The sequence below is a fragment of the Saccharopolyspora mangrovi genome, from assembly GCF_035320975.1.
GTDB classification, from domain to species: domain Bacteria; phylum Actinomycetota; class Actinomycetes; order Mycobacteriales; family Pseudonocardiaceae; genus Saccharopolyspora; species Saccharopolyspora mangrovi.
Genome location: NZ_JAWLNX010000037.1, coordinates 1 through 17951 on the forward strand (window position 1 = coordinate 1; position 17951 = coordinate 17951).

The 17951-nt window shown below is 70.7% G+C and carries 18 protein-coding genes and 2 pseudogenes; 14 read left to right on the forward strand and 6 right to left on the reverse strand.

Annotated features, from left to right (window positions below; all coding sequences use genetic code 11):
• Window positions 1-277: 277 nt before the first annotated feature.
• Window positions 278-1030 (forward strand): lipoate--protein ligase family protein, encoded by a 753-nt coding sequence (locus R4I43_RS32155; protein WP_324269488.1) that lies wholly within the window; start codon window positions 278-280, stop codon window positions 1028-1030.
• Here R4I43_RS32155 and R4I43_RS32160 read toward each other — a convergent pair.
• Genes R4I43_RS32160 through R4I43_RS32170 form a run of 3 tightly spaced genes read right to left on the reverse strand, consistent with a single transcriptional unit; the run spans window position 1020 to window position 2538 of the window.
• Window positions 1020-1658 (reverse strand): zf-HC2 domain-containing protein, encoded by a 639-nt coding sequence (locus R4I43_RS32160; protein ID WP_324269489.1) that lies wholly within the window; start codon window positions 1656-1658, stop codon window positions 1020-1022. The genes R4I43_RS32155 and R4I43_RS32160 overlap by 11 nt on opposite strands.
• Window positions 1655-2167 carry a sigma-70 family RNA polymerase sigma factor gene (locus tag R4I43_RS32165; protein WP_324269490.1) on the reverse strand — a complete coding sequence of 171 codons (513 nt, stop codon included), beginning with the start codon at window positions 2165-2167 and terminating at the stop codon, window positions 1655-1657. The genes R4I43_RS32160 and R4I43_RS32165 overlap by 4 nt, the downstream gene beginning before the upstream one ends.
• A complete protein-coding gene (locus R4I43_RS32170; protein ID WP_324269491.1) occupies window positions 2164-2538 on the reverse strand; it encodes a hypothetical protein in 375 nt (124 codons plus the stop codon). The genes R4I43_RS32165 and R4I43_RS32170 overlap by 4 nt, the downstream gene beginning before the upstream one ends.
• A gap of 119 nt (window positions 2539-2657) precedes the next feature.
• Between R4I43_RS32170 and R4I43_RS32175 the strand changes: the two genes are divergently transcribed.
• From R4I43_RS32175 to R4I43_RS32230, 13 genes and pseudogenes are all read left to right on the forward strand, one after another.
• A complete protein-coding gene (locus R4I43_RS32175; RefSeq protein ID WP_324269492.1) occupies window positions 2658-3086 on the forward strand; it encodes a Rieske (2Fe-2S) protein in 429 nt (142 codons plus the stop codon).
• Window positions 3087-3256: 170 nt separating this feature from the next.
• Window positions 3257-3457, forward strand: coding sequence for a heavy-metal-associated domain-containing protein (locus R4I43_RS32180; protein WP_324269493.1), 201 nt, complete (start codon window positions 3257-3259; stop codon window positions 3455-3457).
• A gap of 28 nt (window positions 3458-3485) precedes the next feature.
• On the forward strand, window positions 3486-5714 hold the full coding sequence (locus tag R4I43_RS32185) for a heavy metal translocating P-type ATPase (protein ID WP_324269494.1): 2229 nt from the start codon (window positions 3486-3488) through the stop codon (window positions 5712-5714).
• Window positions 5715-5805: 91 nt separating this feature from the next.
• Window positions 5806-6042, forward strand: coding sequence for a hypothetical protein (locus tag R4I43_RS32190; RefSeq protein WP_324269495.1), 237 nt, complete (start codon window positions 5806-5808; stop codon window positions 6040-6042).
• A gap of 133 nt (window positions 6043-6175) precedes the next feature.
• Window positions 6176-6595, forward strand: coding sequence for a CBS domain-containing protein (locus R4I43_RS32195; protein ID WP_324269496.1), 420 nt, complete (start codon window positions 6176-6178; stop codon window positions 6593-6595).
• 1 nt (window position 6596) lies between these two features.
• The gene (locus R4I43_RS32200) at window positions 6597-7253 is read left to right on the forward strand and encodes a response regulator transcription factor (RefSeq protein ID WP_324269497.1); all 657 of its coding nucleotides are present in this window, start codon (window positions 6597-6599) and stop codon (window positions 7251-7253) included.
• Between the two features lie 95 nt (window positions 7254-7348).
• Window positions 7349-9802 (forward strand): annotated as a pseudogene (locus R4I43_RS32205) (HAMP domain-containing protein); the annotation flags it as partial.
• A gap of 219 nt (window positions 9803-10021) precedes the next feature.
• A pseudogene (locus tag R4I43_RS34590) lies at window positions 10022-10390 on the forward strand (response regulator); the annotation flags it as partial.
• Between the two features lie 155 nt (window positions 10391-10545).
• Complete coding sequence (locus R4I43_RS32210) at window positions 10546-11742, forward strand: four-carbon acid sugar kinase family protein (protein ID WP_324269499.1); 1197 nt, start codon at window positions 10546-10548, stop codon at window positions 11740-11742.
• On the forward strand, window positions 11739-12731 hold the full coding sequence (gene pdxA, locus R4I43_RS32215) for a 4-hydroxythreonine-4-phosphate dehydrogenase PdxA (protein ID WP_324269500.1): 993 nt from the start codon (window positions 11739-11741) through the stop codon (window positions 12729-12731). The genes R4I43_RS32210 and pdxA overlap by 4 nt, the downstream gene beginning before the upstream one ends.
• A gap of 23 nt (window positions 12732-12754) precedes the next feature.
• Complete coding sequence (locus R4I43_RS32220) at window positions 12755-13537, forward strand: DeoR/GlpR family DNA-binding transcription regulator (RefSeq protein ID WP_324269501.1); 783 nt, start codon at window positions 12755-12757, stop codon at window positions 13535-13537.
• A gap of 107 nt (window positions 13538-13644) precedes the next feature.
• Window positions 13645-14766 (forward strand): MFS transporter, encoded by a 1122-nt coding sequence (locus R4I43_RS32225; protein ID WP_324269502.1) that lies wholly within the window; start codon window positions 13645-13647, stop codon window positions 14764-14766.
• A gap of 135 nt (window positions 14767-14901) precedes the next feature.
• Window positions 14902-15690, forward strand: a complete 789-nt coding sequence (locus R4I43_RS32230) for an endonuclease I family protein (protein ID WP_324269503.1) — start codon at window positions 14902-14904, stop codon at window positions 15688-15690.
• A gap of 223 nt (window positions 15691-15913) precedes the next feature.
• On the opposite strand, the gene R4I43_RS32235 is transcribed toward R4I43_RS32230, so the two are convergent.
• The 3 genes from R4I43_RS32235 to R4I43_RS32245 are packed head-to-tail and all read right to left on the reverse strand — an operon-like array spanning window position 15914 to window position 17857.
• Window positions 15914-16339, reverse strand: coding sequence for a nuclear transport factor 2 family protein (locus R4I43_RS32235; protein ID WP_407691352.1), 426 nt, complete (start codon window positions 16337-16339; stop codon window positions 15914-15916).
• Entirely contained in the window at window positions 16336-16869 is a 534-nt protein-coding gene (locus tag R4I43_RS32240; protein WP_324269505.1) for a PadR family transcriptional regulator, read from the reverse strand. The genes R4I43_RS32235 and R4I43_RS32240 overlap by 4 nt, the downstream gene beginning before the upstream one ends.
• Before the next feature lie 13 nt (window positions 16870-16882).
• The gene (locus R4I43_RS32245; RefSeq protein WP_324269549.1) at window positions 16883-17857 is read right to left on the reverse strand and encodes an NAD(P)H-dependent flavin oxidoreductase; all 975 of its coding nucleotides are present in this window, start codon (window positions 17855-17857) and stop codon (window positions 16883-16885) included.
• Window positions 17858-17951 lie beyond the last annotated feature (94 nt).

The following is a 17951-nucleotide window of genomic DNA, read 5'->3' on the forward strand; positions in this document are numbered from 1 at the left end:
GAGATACAGGGCGAGATCACGAGGAACATCGAGGATGGCACGATAGGTGATCACGTGGGGGCCTTACCTGGTGAAGATCATCTTTGGTCGGAGTTCTTCTACCAGGAGCCCCCACGTCCCACTCCATCAGGCAGGCCCTCTGCCACCCCTACCGATCACCCCACGGCCACCCCTGCCAGGCACCTTACTGAGATCACCTCAATGGAAATCGGGGTTCTGATTTCCATTGAAATCGCGACGCCCGGGGGCGAGGGGTGCGCTGCGTAGACTGCCGGGCGTGGAGTTGTTGCGCGGGGCGTTGGGCGTGGGCGGCGATCAGGCGTTGGAGGTCGCCACCGCGCACGCGATGTTGCGGCGGATCAGCGCCGGCGAAACCGGCCCGGTGCTGCGGGTCTACCGGCCCGACGCCCGGGTGGTGGCCTTCGGCCGGCGGGACAGCCTGCTGCCGGGATTCCCCGACGCGGTCGCCGCGGCGCGCGACGCCGGGTTCGCCCCGGTGCTGCGGGCGCCCGGCGGTCGAGCCGTGGCCTACACCGAGAACTCGCTGGTCGTCGACCACGCCGGGCCCGATCCGGGGCGGCTGGCCGGGCTGGAGGAGCGGTTCGTCGGCTACGCCGAGCTGTGGTCCGACGTCCTCGCCGCGCACGGTGTCGACGCCCAGGTCGGAGCCGTTCCCGGCGAGTACTGCCCGGGCGCGCACAGCGTCAACGCCCGGGGCCGGGTCAAGCTGGTCGGCACCGCGCAGCGGATGGTGCGCGGTGCGTGGCTGTTCAGCGCGGTGGCGATCCTCGATGACGCGGAGGTGCTGCGCCCGCTGCTCACCGAGATCTACCGCGTCCTGGAGCTGCCCTTCGACGACGACTCGGTCGGCTCGATCGCCGAGGAAGCCCCGGGTCGCACGCTGGAGGGCTTCGAGGACTCGGTCATCGCCGCCTACGACGCCCGCTACGGGCTGACCCCGGCGCCGCTGGCCGAGGAGCTGCTCACGCGCGCCAAGGCGCTGGCCGAGGACCACCGCGTCACCGCGTGACCGGCAGCGTGAGCAGCGCCGGACCGTTGGGCGTGCGCAGCTCCAGCGACCGGATCTCGTTGCGGCGCACCGGTGTGGTCACCTTCAGCACCGCGTTGTTGTCGGGCATAGCGAACCAGCGCGCCAGCTCGTCGGTGCTGCCGTCGCGGCGGACCACGACCAGCACGTAGTCGCCTGCGCGGCGGCCTTCGTACTCGCAGTCCACGTCCACCCGGGTGCCCGAGGGCAGGTCGCTGAGGTTGACGCTGGCCGCCACCGGGTAGGCGCCCAGCGCGGTCATCTCCGTTCCCGGCCCGGCATCGGTGAACTGGGTGGACAGCACCATCGCCGCGCAGGCCGCCAGCGCCACGACACCGGCCGAGATCGTTCCGGCCAGGCGCCGCCGCCTGCTGCGGCGGACCTCGTCGAGCAGCTGGGGCAGCCGGTCGGCAGGCTCGGTTCCGGTGTTGAGCTGGGCGGGATCGACCTGGGCGAGCAGTCCGGGCAGTCCGGCGACCTGGCCGACCGCGGCCGCGCAGGACCGGCAGCCGGTGAGGTGCTGCTCGAACGCGGCGCGGTCCTCCGGGGACAGCGCGCCGAGCACGTAGGCGGCGTCGAGATGAGCGAACGGGTCTCGTGGCTGTTTCACCGCGTCACGCCCCTTTCCTCCAGCGCCAGGCGCAGCGCGCGCAACGCGTAGTGCGTGCGGGACTTGACCGTGCCCTCCGGGACGCCGAGCTTCGCGGCGGCGTCGGCCACCGACAACCCGTGGTAGAAGCACAGCGCCAGGACTTCGCGGTGCCGGGTGCTGAGCTCGGCCAGGGCGTCGGCGACCAACCAGCCCTGCACGGCGCGTTCGGTGCCGTCGTCGCCGACCGGGTCCGGGGGAGAGTCGGTCATGACCTCGGCGCGCGAGGTGCCCGAGCGCCACTCGTCGATCGCGATGCGCCGCGCCACCGTCAGCAGCCAGGACCGGGCCGAGCGTTCGGACTGGTCGAGGACCTTGGGGTGGCGCCAGGCCCGCAGCAACGTCTCCTGGACGACGTCCTCGGCGCGGGCCCGGTCGCCGTTGGTCAGCTCCAGGGCGTAGGACCGCAGCGCAGGTGCGTGCTGGTCGTGCAGCACGCGCATCAGCTGCGCCTCAGGTCCGTCGGTCATGCCGCCGCCCGGGTGCGGTCGCGGGTGAGCAGCAGCGCCGTGCCGAACACGACGCAGCCGAGCTCGGTGATCACGCCCCAGACCTCCTCGCTGGTGGCGAACTGCTCCTGCACGCCGAAGAAGCCGACGGTCAGCGACAGCGCGTAGGCGGCCAGCGTCGCCAGGCCGAAGGCGATGGCCGCCAGCGCGGGCACCGGAGAGCGCCACAGCAGCACCGCGATCGCGATCACCACTCCGGCCACGACGTTGACCAAGAAGGACGGCCCGACCACGGGCGTGTCCCCGGCCCAGTCCTGCCACACCACCCAGTGCACCCAGGCCGAGCCGAGCAGGCCGAGCACCACCAGGGTTCGCAGTATCCATCCGACCATCGCCACGCTCCTGCCGCCGTCGGGACTCGCCGTACGCGAGTGAACACGCCGAGCGGCCGGATCCGGTTCAATCTCGAACGGAATTGAACCGATCGGACCGTTGCCTCGTGTTCGAGCGCATGACTGATGACATCCGCTCCCGCCGTTCCGTGCTCGCCGCCGGTGGTGCCGTCGCCGGTGCCGCCGCCCTGTCGGCCTGCGGTGCCGAGGCCCCGCAGCAGCCCGCACCGCCGCAGTCCCCGCCCGCCGCACCGGGGCGATCGTTGACCCCGCTGGCCTCGGTGCCGGTCGGTGGTGCGATCCCGGTGCAGACCCCCGACGGTCGCCAGGCCATAGTGGCCAGGCCCGATCAATCCACCGCAGCGGCCTTCGAGGCCGCGTGCACGCACAAGGGTTGCCCGGTCAAGCCCGAGGGTGCAGAGCTGAAGTGCCCGTGCCACGGCTCGGTCTTCGACGCGCTGTCGGGGTCGGTGAGGAAGGGGCCCGCGGACCGACCGCTGACCCCGATCCCGGTCCGGGTGGAGGGGGACCAGGTCGTCACGGCGTGAGTCCAGGGTGGAGCCGGGGGTCATCGATTCCCGGCTCTGCTGCTGGTGGGGTTACCCCTCCGGGGTATTACGATGGTGGGTGTGTCGGCCTTGCCGAGGTACCCCCTGGGGGTATAGTTTCGGAGGTGTCGGCGAGAGGCGCCGACGTGCAGACCGAGAGGGATGACCCGATGAGCGAGACGACCTACCACGTGACCGGGATGACCTGCCAGCACTGCGTGGCTTCGGTGACCGAGGAGGTCGGCGCCCTCGACGGCGTGACCGACGTGAAGGTCGACCTGCCCACCGGTGCGGTCACCGTCGTCGGCAGCGCACCGGAGGCCTCCGTGCGCGCGGCCGTCGAAGAGGCCGGTTACGAGCTGGCCTCATGACCACCCCGACGGCGCGAGAGGACCGGGCATGACCACCGTCGAGCACCCCGCGGGTCAGGCCGTCGAACTGGCGATCACCGGCATGACCTGCGCTTCGTGCGCCAACCGCATCGAGCGCAAGCTCAACAAGGTCGACGGCGTCTCCGCGAGCGTCAACTACGCCACGGAGAAGGCCCAGGTCAGCGCGCCAGAGGAGCTCGAACCGCAGCGACTGGTCGAGGTCGTGGAGGCCGCCGGGTACGGCGCGACCCTGCCCAGCACCGAACCGGCGGAGGACGAACCGGCCGACGCGCTGCGGCAGCGGCTGCTCGGTTCGCTGGCGCTGTCGGTGCTGGTCGTGCTGCTGTCGATGGTGCCGGTCCTGCAGTTCACCTACTGGCAGTGGATCTCGCTGGCGCTGGCCGCGCCGGTGGTCGTCTGGGGCGGCTGGCCGCTGCACCGCGCGGCGGCGCTGAACCTGCGCCACGGCGCGGCGACGATGGACACCTTGGTGTCGATGGGCACCCTCGCGGCGTTTCTGTGGTCGCTGTACGCGCTGCTGTTCGGGCACGCCGGCATGCCCGGCATGACCCACCCGTTCACGCTGACCATCGAACGCGGCGACGCCACCGGCTCGATCTACCTGGAGGTCGCCGCCGCGGTGACCACGTTCGTGCTGGCCGGGCGCTACTTCGAGGCCCGCGCCAAGCGCCGCGCCGGAGCCGCGCTGCGCGCACTGCTGGAGCTGGGCGCCAAGGACGTGGCGGTGCTGCGCGGCGGCGAGGAGGTCCGCGTGCCGACCGCGCAACTGGCGGTCGGCGACCGGTTCGTGGTGCGACCCGGCGAGAAGATCGCCACCGACGGCGTCGTCGAGGACGGCAGCTCGGCCGTCGACGCCTCGATGCTCACCGGCGAGTCCGTGCCGGTCGAGGTCGGCCCCGGCGAGGCGGTCGTGGGCGCCACGGTCAACGCCGGCGGACGGCTGGTCGTGCGCGCCACGCAGGTCGGATCCGACACGCAGCTGTCGCAGATGGCGCGGATGGTGGAGGAGGCCCAGACCGGCAAGGCGCAGATCCAGCGGCTCGCCGACCGGGTCTCAGCGGTGTTCGTGCCGATCGTCATCGGCCTGGCGCTGCTGACCCTGCTGGGCTGGCTGATCGCCGGTCAGCCGGTGACCGCCGCGTTCACCGCCGCGGTGGCGGTGCTGATCATCGCCTGCCCGTGCGCGATGGGCCTGGCCACGCCGACCGCGCTGCTGGTGGGCACCGGGCGCGGCGCGCAGCTGGGCGTGCTCATCAAGGGACCGCAGGTCCTGGAGTCCACCCGGCGGATCGACACCGTCGTGCTGGACAAGACCGGCACGGTCACCACCGGGCGGATGCAGCTGCTCGACGTGCGCACCGCGGAGGGCACCGATCGCGGCGAGGCGCTGCGCCTGGCCGGAGCGGTGGAGAACGCCTCCGAGCACCCCATCGCGCGTGCCATCACCACCGGTGCCCGGCAGGAGCTCGGCGAGCTCCCGGAGGTCACCGACTTCGCCAACGTCGAAGGCCTCGGCGTGCAGGGCGTCGTGGACGGGCACGCCGTGCTGGCCGGTCGCGCGGCGCTGCTGCAGCAGTGGGGCCTTCACCTCGACGGCCCGCTGGCCGAGGTGAAGGCGGCGGCCGAGGCCGAGGGCAAGACGGCGATCCTGGTGGCCTGGGACGGCGCCGTGCGCGCCGTGCTGGTCGTTGCCGACACGGTGAAACCGACCTCGCAGCACGCGATCGCGCAGCTGCGCGAGCTCGGCCTGACCCCGGTGCTGCTCACCGGAGACAACGCGGCGGTGGCCGACTCCGTCGCCGCCCAGGTCGGCATCGACGAGGTCATCGCCGAGGTCATGCCCGCCGACAAGGTCGAGGTCGTCAAGCGCCTGCAGGGCGAGGGCAAGGCGGTGGCGATGGTCGGCGACGGCGTCAACGACGCCGCAGCCCTCGCGCAGGCCGACCTCGGCCTGTCGATGGGAACCGGCACCGACATCGCCATCGAGGCGGGCGATCTGACCCTGGTGCGCGGTGACCTGCGCGCCGCGGTGGACGCCATCCGCCTGTCGCGGCGGACGCTGAAGACCATCCAGGGCAACATGTTCTGGGCGCTGGCCTACAACGTCGCCGCGCTGCCGCTGGCCGCCGCCGGGCTGCTCAACCCGATGATCGCCGGCGCGGCGATGGCCTTCAGCTCGCTGTTCGTCGTCGGCAACAGCCTGAGGCTGCGCCGCTTCCGCAGCACGGCCGGATAGGCGCGGTGATCCCGCGAGCGCCCACCCGATCCCAGTACCGGGTGGGCGCTTCCGCGTGCCGGGGTTGACCGGGTGGGGTGCAATGGTGGGCATGGCGGAGTTCAGCACAGCGACCCTGCAGCCGGGGCAGACCGAGTCCAACGACCAGGGCGAGCGCGTCGGCCGATCGGCCGGCGGCAAGCTCGTGCAGATGCGGCGCCGGGTGTCCGAGCGCGGGTTCGCGGTCACCGTGGACGCCGAGCCGCGCGCGGAGGTGCCTGCCGAGGTGCTCACCCACGAGTGGTCGGCCGCCAACGCCGCGTTCGACCGGCTGATGCACGAGTACTGAGTTCGACGGCCCGCGCCTCGAACGTGGCGGCAGTCGAGCCGGGCGTCGGATTCAATATCCGATCTCGCTGGTTTCGGGACTCGGCACCTCGGGTAGTGCGGGAAGAAGTCCCCAATTCGAGGAGGGCCCGATCATGACCACGGCACGCGACATCATGCACCCCGGTGCCGAATGCATCGGCGAGGACCAAAGCCTCTACACAGCCGCGCAGATGATGCGCGACCTTGACGTCGGCTCGCTGCCGATCTGCGGCAAGGACGACAAGTTGCACGGCATCATCACCGACCGCGACATCGTGGTGCGCTGTTGCGCGGAAGGACGTGATCCCGCGCAGGTCAAAGCGGGCGAAATGGCCCAGGGAACGCCACACTGGATCGACGCGCAGTCGGACGTCAACCAGGTGCTGACCATGATGGAACAGCACAAGATCCGGCGGATGCCGGTCATCGCCGACCACAGGTTGGTCGGGATGATCAGTGAGGCCGATCTGGCACAGCACCTCAACGACGACCAGCTGGCGCACTTCGTGGAGACCATCTGCGCCGGGAAGTGAGATGACAACACGGGTGTTCGTGGTCGATGACCACGACGTAATCCGACGTGGCATCGCCGCGCTGGTCGATGCCGAGGACGATCTGGAACTGGTCGGGGAAGCGGGCAGCGTGGCCGAAGCGCTGGCCTGGGTCCCGAAGAAGAACCCGCAGGTGGCCGTGCTCGACGTGCGGCTGCCCGATGGCAACGGCGTGGAGCTGTGCCGGGAGCTGCGCTCGCAGCTGCCGGAGCTGCGCTGCCTGATCCTGACCTCCTTCGACGATCACGAGGCCCTGATGGACGCCATCATGGCCGGCGCCAGCGGATTCGTGCTCAAGGGCGTCGTCAGCGAGGAACTGGTCAGCGCGCTGCGCACGGTCGGTGCGGGCAAGTCGTTGCTGAGCCCGCAGCGCACCGAGGCGATGCTGAACTGGTTGCGCAAGGAGCAGGAGAAGGCCGATCCGCTGCGGGAGCTCACCGCCCGCGAGCGGCAGGTGCTCGAGCTCATCGGCGAGGGCATGACCAACCGCGAGATCGCCGATCGGATGGTGCTCGCGGAGAAGACGATCAAGAACTACGTGTCGCAGATGCTGGCGAAGCTCGCGATGCGGCACCGCAGCGAGGCGGCGGTGCTGGCCACCGAGTTGCGGCTGGACCGCGATTCCCGCAACAAGCACTGACAGCGGGGAGGCCGTTGATGTCACAACCGCCGGAGCGGGTCGAGGCCGAACAGGTGCTGGCCAGGCTGCTGCCCGGACTGCGGGAACTTCGCGACGGCAACTTCCGGCGCAGGCTGGTGGTCAGCGGTGACGGTGCCGCCGGTGAGGCCGCCGCGATCTACAACGAGGTGGCCGAGCGCAACCAGCGCCTGGCCGGTGAGCTGCAGCGGGTGGGCGAGTCGGTGGCGCGCGGCCAGCTGCCGGTCGCCCCGGTCTCGCTCGACGGCCCGGTGGAGGGCGGCTGGGCGCTGGCGGCCGACTCGGTGAACTTCATGGCCGACAACCTCACCAGCCAGGTCCGCGACATCGCCCAGGTCGCCACGGCGGTGGCCGCGGGCGATCTCACGCAGAAGATCGACGTGGACGCCCAGGGCGAGATCCTGCAGCTGAAGAACACGATCAACACGATGGTCGACCAGCTCTCGGCGTTCGCCGCCGAGGTCACCCGGGTGGCCCGCGAGGTCGGCACGGAAGGCAAACTCGGCGGTCAGGCGCGGGTGTACGGCGTGGCGGGGATCTGGAAGGACCTCACCGACAACGTCAACATCATGGCCGACAACCTCACCAACCAGGTGCGCAGCATCGCGCAGGTGACCACCGCCGTCGCGCAGGGCGATCTGTCCAAGAAGATCGACGTCAACGCGCGCGGCGAGATCCTGGAGCTCAAGACCACGATCAACACGATGGTCGACCAGCTCTCGGCGTTCGCCGCCGAGGTCACCCGGGTGGCCCGCGAGGTCGGCACCGAGGGCCAGCTGGGCGGTCAGGCCGAGGTCGCCGACGTCTCCGGCACGTGGCGGCGGCTCACTGAGAGCGTCAACCGGCTCGCCGGCAACCTCACCACCCAGGTCCGCGCGATCGCCCAGGTCGCCACCGCGGTCACCGAAGGGGATCTGACCAGGCAGATCACCGTGGACGCCTCGGGCGAGGTGGCCGAGCTCAAGGACAACATCAACGCGATGATCAGCAACCTCAAGGAGACCACCCGGGCCAACCAGGAGCAGGACTGGCTCAAGACCAACCTGGCCCGCATCTCCGCGCTGATGCAGGGCCAGCACGACCTCGACGCCCTCGCGCAGCTGATCATGTCCGAGCTCGCACCGCTGGTGTCGGCCCACCAGGGCGCGTTCTTCCTGACCCGCACCGAGGAGGACGGGCACCGCTACCTCGAGCACGTCGCCGGCTACGGCCGGCCGCCCGAGCGCCAGGGCACCCCGCTGCGGTTCGACTTCGGGGAGTCCCTGGTCGGGCAGGTGGCGGTGGATCGCAGGTCGATCCTGGTCGAGGACGCGCCACCGGACTACACCCGGATCAGCTCCGGGCTGGGGGAGGCCGCGCCGACCAACGTGGCGATCGTGCCGGTGCTGTTCGAGGGCGCGGTGCTCGGCGTCATCGAGCTCGCCGGCATCCACCGCTTCAGCTCGGTGCACCTGGACCTGCTGGACCGGCTCAAGGAGTCCATCGGCGTCGAGGTCAACACCATCGTGGTCAACACGCGCACCGAAGCGCTGCTGGGCGAGTCCCAGCACCTGGCCAGCGAGCTGCAGGCCCGCTCGGAGCAGCTGCAGAACCAGCAGGACGAGCTGCAGCACTCCAACACCGAGCTGGAGGAGAAGGCCGCGCTGCTGGCCAGCCGCAACAAGGACATCGAGCTCAAGAACATCGAGATCGAGCAGGCCCGGCAGGAGCTCGAGGACCGCGCCCGGCAGCTCTCGGAGGCCTCGGCCTACAAGTCGGAGTTCCTGGCCAACATGTCCCACGAGCTGCGCACTCCGCTCAACAGCGTGCTGATCCTGGCCAAGCTGCTGGCCGACAACATGGACGGCAACCTCACCCCGCAGCAGGTCGACCTGGCCCGGACCGTGCACCAGGCGGGCTCGGACCTGCTGCAGCTGATCAACGACGTGCTCGATCTGTCCAAGGTGGAGGCCGGGCAGATGCACCTGCTGCCCGAGGACGTCGAGATCGGCGAGCTGGCGCGCAGCCTGGAGTCGATGTACCGGCCGGTCGCGGCCGAGAAGGGCCTGGAGTTCAAGGTCGTCGTGGCGCCGTCGCTGCCGCCCAGCGTGCACACCGACCGCAGCAAGCTCGAGCAGATCGTGCGCAACCTGCTGGCCAACGCGGTGAAGTTCACCGACCGCGGCACCGTGGAAATGCGCATCCGCCCGGCCCAACCCACCGAGGTCAACGCCGGCGCGCTGCGCCGGGCCCGGCAGCGCGTGGTCTTCGCCGTGCGCGACACCGGGATCGGCATCCCCGCCGACAAGCTGTCGCTGATCTTCGAGGCGTTCCAGCAGGTCGACGGGACCACGGTGCGCAAGTACGGCGGCACCGGCCTGGGCCTGTCGATCAGCCGCGAGCTGACCACGCTGCTGGGCGGGGAGCTGCAGGTGCACAGCGAACCCGGGCAGGGCAGCACCTTCAGCCTCTACCTGCCGACTGAACCGATCTCCGAGACGCCCGCGCCACCGGTGCCCACCAAGCCGGTGATCGAGGAGCCACCGGAGACCGGGGAGGAGCAGGAAGAACCGGCCCCGGCGGAGGCAGCGCCGCTGCCGCGCCCCCCGACCGAGGCCGAGACCAGCTTGGACGTCTCCGTGGAGGGGATCGACCCGCCGCTGCGCTCCTCCGAGCTGATGAACCAGGAGACCCAGCCGCACCTGCACCGCGCGGTCCAGCCCGCGCAGCGCGGTGCGCTGCAGTTCAACTCCGAGAAGGTGCTGGTCGTCGACGACGACGAGCGCAGCGTGCACGCCATGCGGGTGCTGCTGGAGCAGCACGGGCTGCAGGTGGTGCAGGCCGACAACGCGCTGGCCGCGCTCAAGGAGCTGCGCAACCACGCCGACATCGTGATCGTGCTGATGGACGTGATGATGCCGCAGCTGGACGGCAACGAGACCATCCGCATGATCCGGGAGATGCCGCGCTACCGGGACCTGACGATCATCGCCGTGACCGCCAAGGCGATGAAGGGCGACCGCGAGCAGAGCATCGCCGCCGGGGCCACCGAGTACCTGACCAAACCGGTCGACTCGGACCGCCTGTTCGACCTGCTCTCCGAGCACCTGCCCGCGGGGATGACCAGCGAGGTCGACTGAGCCGCCGCCGTTCCCGGAACACCGCGCAGAACGTTGCGCACTGTGCACTCGCTGAATGGGACTATTGCGCGATTCGCGCAGCGCTCTCTATGGTTAGACCAAGCCCGGCGGGGGGTGCTCGTTGGGTGTTTCGGCGAGCAGAAGAGCAGGTGATCATGGGATCGCGAGTCCTGGTCGTGGCCGATGACCTCAGCGGTGCCGGTGATTCCGGAGTCCCCTTCGCGCTGCGCGAAATGCGCACCCTGCTGGCGTTGGACGACACCGGTGACGCCGAGGTTTTCGTGGCTGACACCGACAGCAGGCACATCGAACCCGATCTCGCCGCCAAGCGCGTGCACGAGGCACTGGACGGGCACGCGCAAGGCCGCGTCGTCTTCAAGAAGATCGACTCGACCCTCCGCGGCAACCTCGCCGCCGAGGTCGGTGCGATCGTCGAGCACGCCGACGGGGCGGGGGTGCTGCTGTGCCCGGCCTCGCCGGCCACCGGCCGAACGGTCCTCGGCGGAGTCGTGCACATCAACGGAATCCCGTTGCACCACACAGGTTTCTGGAAGACCGAACCCGATGAGGCGCCGGTGGACATCGCTTCGGCGCTCGACGGGCTGAAAGTCCGCCACCTCGCGCTGGCTTCGGTCCGGGGCAGGCCCGCGCAGCTGCGCGAACGCGTCGGGCAACTGCTGGCCGAAGCCGACGTGCTGATCTGCGACGCGGTCTCGGAGAGCGACCTGCGCGCGGTGGTGACCGCCGGATCGGCGGCCGCCGCCCAACCGCACTGGGTCGGGGCCAACGGGCTGGCCGACGCGCTGGCCGAACTCCTGCGCCCCGGCTACGACATCGAACCCCCGCCGCCGGTGGACGGGCCGGTGCTGGCCGTGGTGGGCAGCGCGCACAGCGCCTCCCGGCAGCAGGCCGACTACCTCGCCGAACGCGTCGGGCACATCCGGCGGCTGTCGGCGCGCAGCCTGGTCGAGGCCAACCCGGCCGCGCTGGCGCGCACCGCCGAGCAGATCCACGACGCGCTGTGCGGCGGCGACGTGCTGGTCACCCTCGAAGGCCCGGTCGAGGCCGGACTGTCGCGACAGCTCACCGCAGCGCTGGCCGAGGTGTGCGCACCCGCGGCCGAGAAGGCCGGGCTGCTGGTGCTCACCGGCGGCGAGACCGCCCGAGCCGTGCTCGGCAGGCGCGGGGTCAGCGGATTACGGCTGCTCAACGAGCTGGAACCGGGCGTGGTGCTGGGCCGCACGATCGAGAAGCAGCCCGGCTACGTCATCACCAAGGCCGGCGCGTTCGGCGCGCCGGACTCGCTGCACCGCGCGGTGTCCGCGGTGCGCTGCGGAAGGGCCGTCGCGTGACCTCTCCTGCCATCGCCGTCACGATGGGCGACGCGGCCGGCGTCGGCCCGGAGGTGATCGTGCGCGCGCTCGCCGATCCCGGGCTGCGCGGCCTGGCCCGCCCGGTGGTGATCGGCGATGCCGCCCGGCTGACCCGGGCCGCCGAGATCTGCGGCATCGACGTGCGCGTCAAACCGGTCGCCGGGCCCGCCGAGGCCTCCGGTGATCCGGAGGTGCTCGACGTGCTCGACATCGGCGGCATACCACCGGATCTGCCGTTCGGGCAGCTGTCGGCGGTGGCCGGTGAAGGTGCCTACCGGTACGTGGCCGAGGCCGCCGAACTGGCGATGGCCGGGCAGGTGCAGGCGATCTGCACCGCACCGCTGAACAAGGCGGCGCTGCACGCCGCCGGGCACCGCTATCCCGGGCACACCGAGCTGCTCGCCGAGCTGTGCGGGGTGCCGGAGGTGTCGATGATGCTGTCCACCGGCGACGTGCGCGTCATCCACGTGACCACGCACATCGGCCTCGTCGACGCCGTCGAGCGGATCGAACCCGGCCTGGTCGAACGCACCGTGCGGCGCGGGCACCGGACCCTGGTGGACTCCGGCGTCCCCGCGCCGCGCATCGCGGTGTGCGGGATCAACCCGCACGCCGGGGAGAACGGCCTGTTCGGCCACGGCGAGGAGGAGACCAAGATCGAGCCCGCGCTGGTGGCCTGCCGCGCCGACGGCATCGACGCGCAAGGTCCGCTGCCGGCGGACACGGTGTTCTTCCGCGCCGGTCGCGGCGATTTCGACCTGGTGGTGGCGATGTACCACGACCAGGGCCACGGGCCGGTGAAGATCCTCGGCCTGGAGGCCGGGGTCAACATCACCGTGGGCCTGCCGGTCATCCGGACCTCGGTGGACCACGGCACGGCCTTCGACATCGCCGGCACCGGCCAGGCCGAGGCGGGCAGCATGCTGGAAGCGCTGCGCCAGGCGGCGGCACTGGCCGGACGACCTTGATCCGGCTCTGGGAGGATCACGGCGTGAGCGCGGAAGTCGAAGGACGCCTCTCGGCAGGGCAGCGCAGGGCGTTGATAGAGCGGCTGGTGACCGAGCAGGGCGCGGTCCAGGTCGAGGAGCTGGCCGCCTCGCTGGCGGTCACCCCCTCGACCATCCGGCGCGATCTGCAGCTGCTGACCGATCAGGGCAAGCTCGCCCGCACCTACGGCGGCGCGATGCCCGCCACCAGCGCGGAGCCCTCGCTGGGGCAGCGCACCGCGCTGGCCTCGGCGGAGAAGGACCGCATCGCCGGTTGGGCGGCCGAGCAGGTCTCCATCGGCGACACGGTCATCCTCGACGCGGGCACCACCACCGGGAAGCTGGCCCACCACCTGCGCGACCGGACGGGCCTGACGGTGATCACCAACAGCGTCATGGCCTTGACCGAGCTGGTCGACGCCGACCCGGTGCAGGTGGTCTCGCTGGCTGGGGAGCTGCGGCACATCAGCCAGGGCTTCGTCGGCCCGCTGGCCGAGCTGACGCTGTCCCGGGTCACCGCCGACAAGGCGTTCCTGGGCGCCGACGGGCTCGACTCCCGCCACGGCATCTGCGAGGCGAGCCTGCTGCAGACGCGCCTGAAGGAGCAGATGATCGCCCAGTCACGCGAGGTCTTCATCCTCGCCGACAGCACCAAGCTCGGCGCCACCCCGTTCAACGCCTGGGCCCCGCTCCCGGCCCGCTGGACCCTCGTCACCGACACCAACGCCGACGAGAAGCACCTGGCACCGTTCCGCTGCCTGCCCGAGGTCGACATCATCACCGTCTGACCTCCTCCGGCGCGCTCGTGGGATGTCGGCCACTGTGGACTCCGGGGCGAGGTTCGCGGTGTTACCGTTCGCGCGGCTAACGAGCGGTGCGGTGTGGAGGTGGCGCGATGAACTCCCGGATCGCGCTGTACATCGGCGGCCTGCTCGGGCCGTTCGGAGCCGGGATCGTCGCCGCGATGCTGCCCGAGCTCGGCGCGGACTTCGAGGTCTCGCCGAGCCTCGCCGCCAGCTCGACCACCGCCTACCTGCTGCCGTTCGCGCTGGTCATGCTCGTCTCCGGCAACCTCGGGGAGAGGTGGGGCAGCAGCCGCACCATCCGCGCCGCCTACATCGGCTACGCCGTGGTGGCGGTGCTGGGAGCCCTGGCGCCGTGGTTCTGGCTGTTCCAGCTCACCCGCGCGCTGCAAGGCGTGGCCAACGCCTTCACCACGCCGCTGCTGCTGGCCAAGATCGCCGCGGGCACGCCCCGGGAACGGCTGGGCCGGGCGATGGGCACCTACGGGGCGATGCAGGCCATCGGCCAGACCACCGCACCCCTGGTCGGCGGGCTGGCCGCTGAAAGCGCCTGGCAGCTGGCCTTCCTCGGCGTCGCGGTCGTCGCCGCCGTGCTCGCGATCAGCCCGCTGCCCGCCGATGCCCCCACCGCAGGTGGTCGCACCCCGGCGCTGCGCGACGCCTGGACCCCGGTGATCCTGCTCAGCGGCGGTGTCGCCGGGGTGGCCTGGATGTGCTCGGCGGGACTGCCGTTCCTGGTCTCCTTCCGCCTCGACGACGCCTTCGCCCTCAGCCCCGGCGCGCGCGGGCTGGCGTTGACGGCCTACGGCGTCGCCGGGGTGCTCGCCGCCCGCCTGACCGGCAGCGCCGTCGACCGCTTCGGCGTGCGCGCCGCGCTGATCACCGGCGTGCTGGCAGCCGCCGTCGCCGTCGCCGCGATCGGCCTGGTCGACGTGCTGGCCGTGGTGGTCCTCGCCTGGGCGGTGGCCGGGGTGTGCGGGCAGCTGATCCTGGTCGCCGTGCACTCCACGGTGCTCGGCGGGGCCGGTGGCGGCGGGGCCATCTCGGTGGTCACCGCGTGGCGGTTCCTCGGGATGTCGGCCGCACCGGCGGTGTTCACCGGCCTCTACCGCCTGGAGGCGGGTTTGGGCTTCGGTCTCGCGGGGCTGCTGCTGGCACTTTTGATTCCCGTTGTTTCCATTTGGTGGCCCCGGCCGCGCCGCGCCGCCGACTGAGTTCTCGCAGCTCGTCGTGGATTTCTGACATCGAAGCGAGCACTTCTCGCCATCTTGTCACCAGATTTGCGTCACCCAATGGTGATCGTTCGTGTGGCACGCTTCCTCCCGTCTCGACCAAGGGGAGAGGGAGCCATGAAGATCACCCGCTGGAAACCCTTAACGCTGCTGTGCGGCGCCGTCCTGGTGGCCGCGCCGACCGCCGCCGTCGCGGTGGCCTCGCCCGCGCAGCCCACCGCCGACGACTACTACCAGGACGCGATCGGCAAGACCGGCCCCGAGCTGGAGGCTGCGCTGCACGGCATCATCAGCAACGGCGCCACGACCCTCGACTACGACGGCGTCTGGGACGCGCTCAAGGCCACCGACGAGGACCCGGCCAACCCCAACAACGTCGTCCTGCTCTACACCGGCCGTTCGCAGGCCAAGGACACCAACGGCGGCGACGCCGACCAGTGGAACCGCGAGCACGTCTGGGCCAAGTCCCACGGCGACTTCGACACCGTTCCCGGCCCCGGCACCGACGTGCACCACCTGCGGCCCACCGACGTGTCGGTCAACGCCGACCGCGGCAACAAGGACTTCGACATGGGCGGCACCGAGTCCGCCGAAGCCCCGGGCAACTTCACCGACGACGACTCCTGGGAACCGCGCGACGCCGTCAAGGGCGACGTCGCCCGCATGATCTTCTACATGTCCGTGCGCTACGAGGGCACCGACGGCTTCGCCGACCTCGAGGTCAACGACCAGGTCGGCAACGGCACCGCGCCCAACATCGGCAAGCTCTCGGTCCTCAAGCAGTGGAACGAGCAGGACCCGCCGGACGCCTTCGAGCAGCGCCGCAACGAGGTCATCTTCACCGACATCCAGCACAACCGGAACCCGTTCATCGACCACCCCGAGTGGGTCGAGGAGATCTGGTGACCAGATCTCTCTCCGCGGGCTGGTTGGCTTGGCGGTGCGGGTAGGGGAACCTCAGACGCCCTCTGGCTCCGGGATCCGCGACTTGAGTATGTCGAATTACGGGGCGCTGCGGCAGTCCTCGCCGGAGAACCTCGGAGAACCCCCAGCGGTGCCAGTTGCTCAGGTGGAGCAGGGAGAAAGCGACTGCGTCGCTTGGCTGTCGCTCATCGCCCGGGTTGGGAGGCTAGCCCGGGACGACCCCGTCTTCGACGAGTCCTGCGTAGATCGCTTCGCTGACGACCTGCAGCGAGGACATGGGCCGGATCATCACCGTGAAGGTGGTGATCCGGTCCTGCGCGTCGAGGTGGACGAGGTCGATGCCCTCCACCTGCTTGCCGCCCACGACCGTGCGGAAGTGCAGGACGTGTGCCTGGGAGTCCTCCCCGGACGGGGTCTGGCCGCGTCCGGGGAAGTCGCCGACGTAGCGGAAGTCCTCGAAGGTCCGCTGCAGCACCCGGAACAGGGCGCGCACCGTGTCGATGCCCTCGAACGGCGTGAACTTCACCGGGCTGAAGAAGCGGATGTCGTCGGTGAACTCGTCCACGGCGGCGTCGAAGTCACCGGCCTCGATCGCGGCGCGGAAGCGTGCTGCGGCGTTCAAGGTCCTCACTCCTGGTCGTCGTCGAGCGCTCGGATGGTCTCCTCGCACCACTCCAGCAGGGCCTGCTCGGTGCGGATTCCGCCGCGCAGCACCAGGTGCTGGTGCAGCGCCTGGCCGGAGAGCTTCGCGGGATCGGGGAAGTCGCGGCGTTCGATCTCGCGGTAGAGCGAGAGCTGCTGGATGCGCAGATCGCGCTGCCGGGCGATCTCGGCCCGCACCTGCGCGGCGTCGCCGTAGGACGCGCCGCGCAGCTTGACCGTCAGGTCGTTGCGGGTCGCGGCCGGTTCGGCGATCCAGCGCGCGAGCTCCTCGGCGCCGGTGTCGCTGACCCGGTAGACCTTCTTGTCCGGCCGCTTCTGCTGGGCCACCTCGTCGCAGTCGACCCAGCCCAGCTCGACCATGCGCTTGAGGCTGCGGTAGATCTGCTGGTGGCTGGCCGCCCAGAAGTACCCGATCGACTTGTCGAACCGCCGCGCCAGCTCGTAGCCCGAGCCCGCCCGCTCGCGCAGGGACACCAGGATCGCGTACTCCAGGGACAAGACCGTCTTCCTCTCAGCCGGCGACGAGCTTGCCGAGCCGGTTGCGGACCAGCTCGCCGGATTCGGTGACGATCCGGTCGACCAGCTCGGCCACGGTCGGGACGTCGTTGATCAGTCCCTGGACCATACCGACGCTCCACACGCCCAGTTCGGTGTCACCCTGCTCGTAGACCTGGCGGCCCCGAGCACCGGCGACCAGCTCGCGGACGTCCTCGAAGGCCACGCCCTCGTCGAGCTTGGCGACGACCTCGCGGCTGACGGAGTTGCTGGCCACCCGCGCGGTGTTGCGCAGCGGCCGGAAGATCAGCTCGGTGTCGCGCTCACCGGCCTCGGTGATGCGCTTCTTGACCTCGTCGTGGATCGGCGACTCCTGGGTGCACATGAACCGGGTGCCCATGTTCACCCCGTCGGCGCCCAGGCTCAGCGCCGCGACCAGGCCGCGCGCGTCGGCGAAACCGCCGGAGGCGATGATCGGGATGCTCAGCTCGTCGGCGGCCCGGGGGATGAGCACCAGGCCCGGGATGTCGTCCTCACCGGGGTGCCCGGCGCACTCGAACCCGTCGATGCTGACCCCGTCCACGCCCAGCTCCTGCGCCTTGAGCGCGTGCCGGACGCTGGTGCACTTGTGCAGCACCTTCACCCCGGCCGGCTTGAACGCCGCGACCTGCTCGGCGGGGTTGGACCCGGCGGTCTCCACGACGGTGATGCCGGATTCGATGATCGCCTGCCGGTACTCGGCGTAGGGCGGCGGCGTGATCGCCGGCAGGATCGTCAGGTTCACGCCGAAGGGCTTGTCGGTGAGCTCGCGGCAGCGCGCGATCTCCTTGACCAGGTCCTCCGGGGTGGGCTGGGTCAGCGCGGTGATCATGCCCAGCGCGCCGGCGTTGGCGACCGCGGCCACCAGCTCGGCGCGGCCGACCCACTGCATCCCGCCTTGCACGATCGGGTGCTCGACGCCGAACTCCTCGGTGAACCTGGTCCGCAGCACGCTGATCACTGCCCTTCTCAACTCGAACCACTCAGGCGAACGCGAACGTTACTATGCACTCTGTTGCAATGCAACTAGTTGCATAGGTGGCTGT

What these genes read in the sequence shown, in the direction of transcription:
- R4I43_RS32230 (WP_324269503.1), top strand. Translation starts at nt 14,902, where the DNA reads ATGAAGATCACCCGCTGGAAACCCTTAACGCTGCTGTGCGGCGCCGTC.
- R4I43_RS32175 (WP_324269492.1), top strand. Translation starts at nt 2,658, where the DNA reads ATGACTGATGACATCCGCTCCCGCCGTTCCGTGCTCGCCGCCGGTGGT.
- R4I43_RS32180 (WP_324269493.1), top strand. Translation starts at nt 3,257, where the DNA reads ATGAGCGAGACGACCTACCACGTGACCGGGATGACCTGCCAGCACTGC.
- R4I43_RS32185 (WP_324269494.1), top strand. Translation starts at nt 3,486, where the DNA reads ATGACCACCGTCGAGCACCCCGCGGGTCAGGCCGTCGAACTGGCGATC.
- R4I43_RS32195 (WP_324269496.1), top strand. Translation starts at nt 6,176, where the DNA reads ATGACCACGGCACGCGACATCATGCACCCCGGTGCCGAATGCATCGGC.
- R4I43_RS32190 (WP_324269495.1), top strand. Translation starts at nt 5,806, where the DNA reads ATGGCGGAGTTCAGCACAGCGACCCTGCAGCCGGGGCAGACCGAGTCC.
- R4I43_RS32200 (WP_324269497.1), top strand. Translation starts at nt 6,597, where the DNA reads ATGACAACACGGGTGTTCGTGGTCGATGACCACGACGTAATCCGACGT.
- R4I43_RS32170 (WP_324269491.1), bottom strand. Translation starts at nt 2,538, where the DNA reads ATGGTCGGATGGATACTGCGAACCCTGGTGGTGCTCGGCCTGCTCGGC.
- R4I43_RS32225 (WP_324269502.1), top strand. Translation starts at nt 13,645, where the DNA reads ATGAACTCCCGGATCGCGCTGTACATCGGCGGCCTGCTCGGGCCGTTC.
- R4I43_RS32210 (WP_324269499.1), top strand. Translation starts at nt 10,546, where the DNA reads ATGGGATCGCGAGTCCTGGTCGTGGCCGATGACCTCAGCGGTGCCGGT.
- R4I43_RS32165 (WP_324269490.1), bottom strand. Translation starts at nt 2,167, where the DNA reads ATGACCGACGGACCTGAGGCGCAGCTGATGCGCGTGCTGCACGACCAG.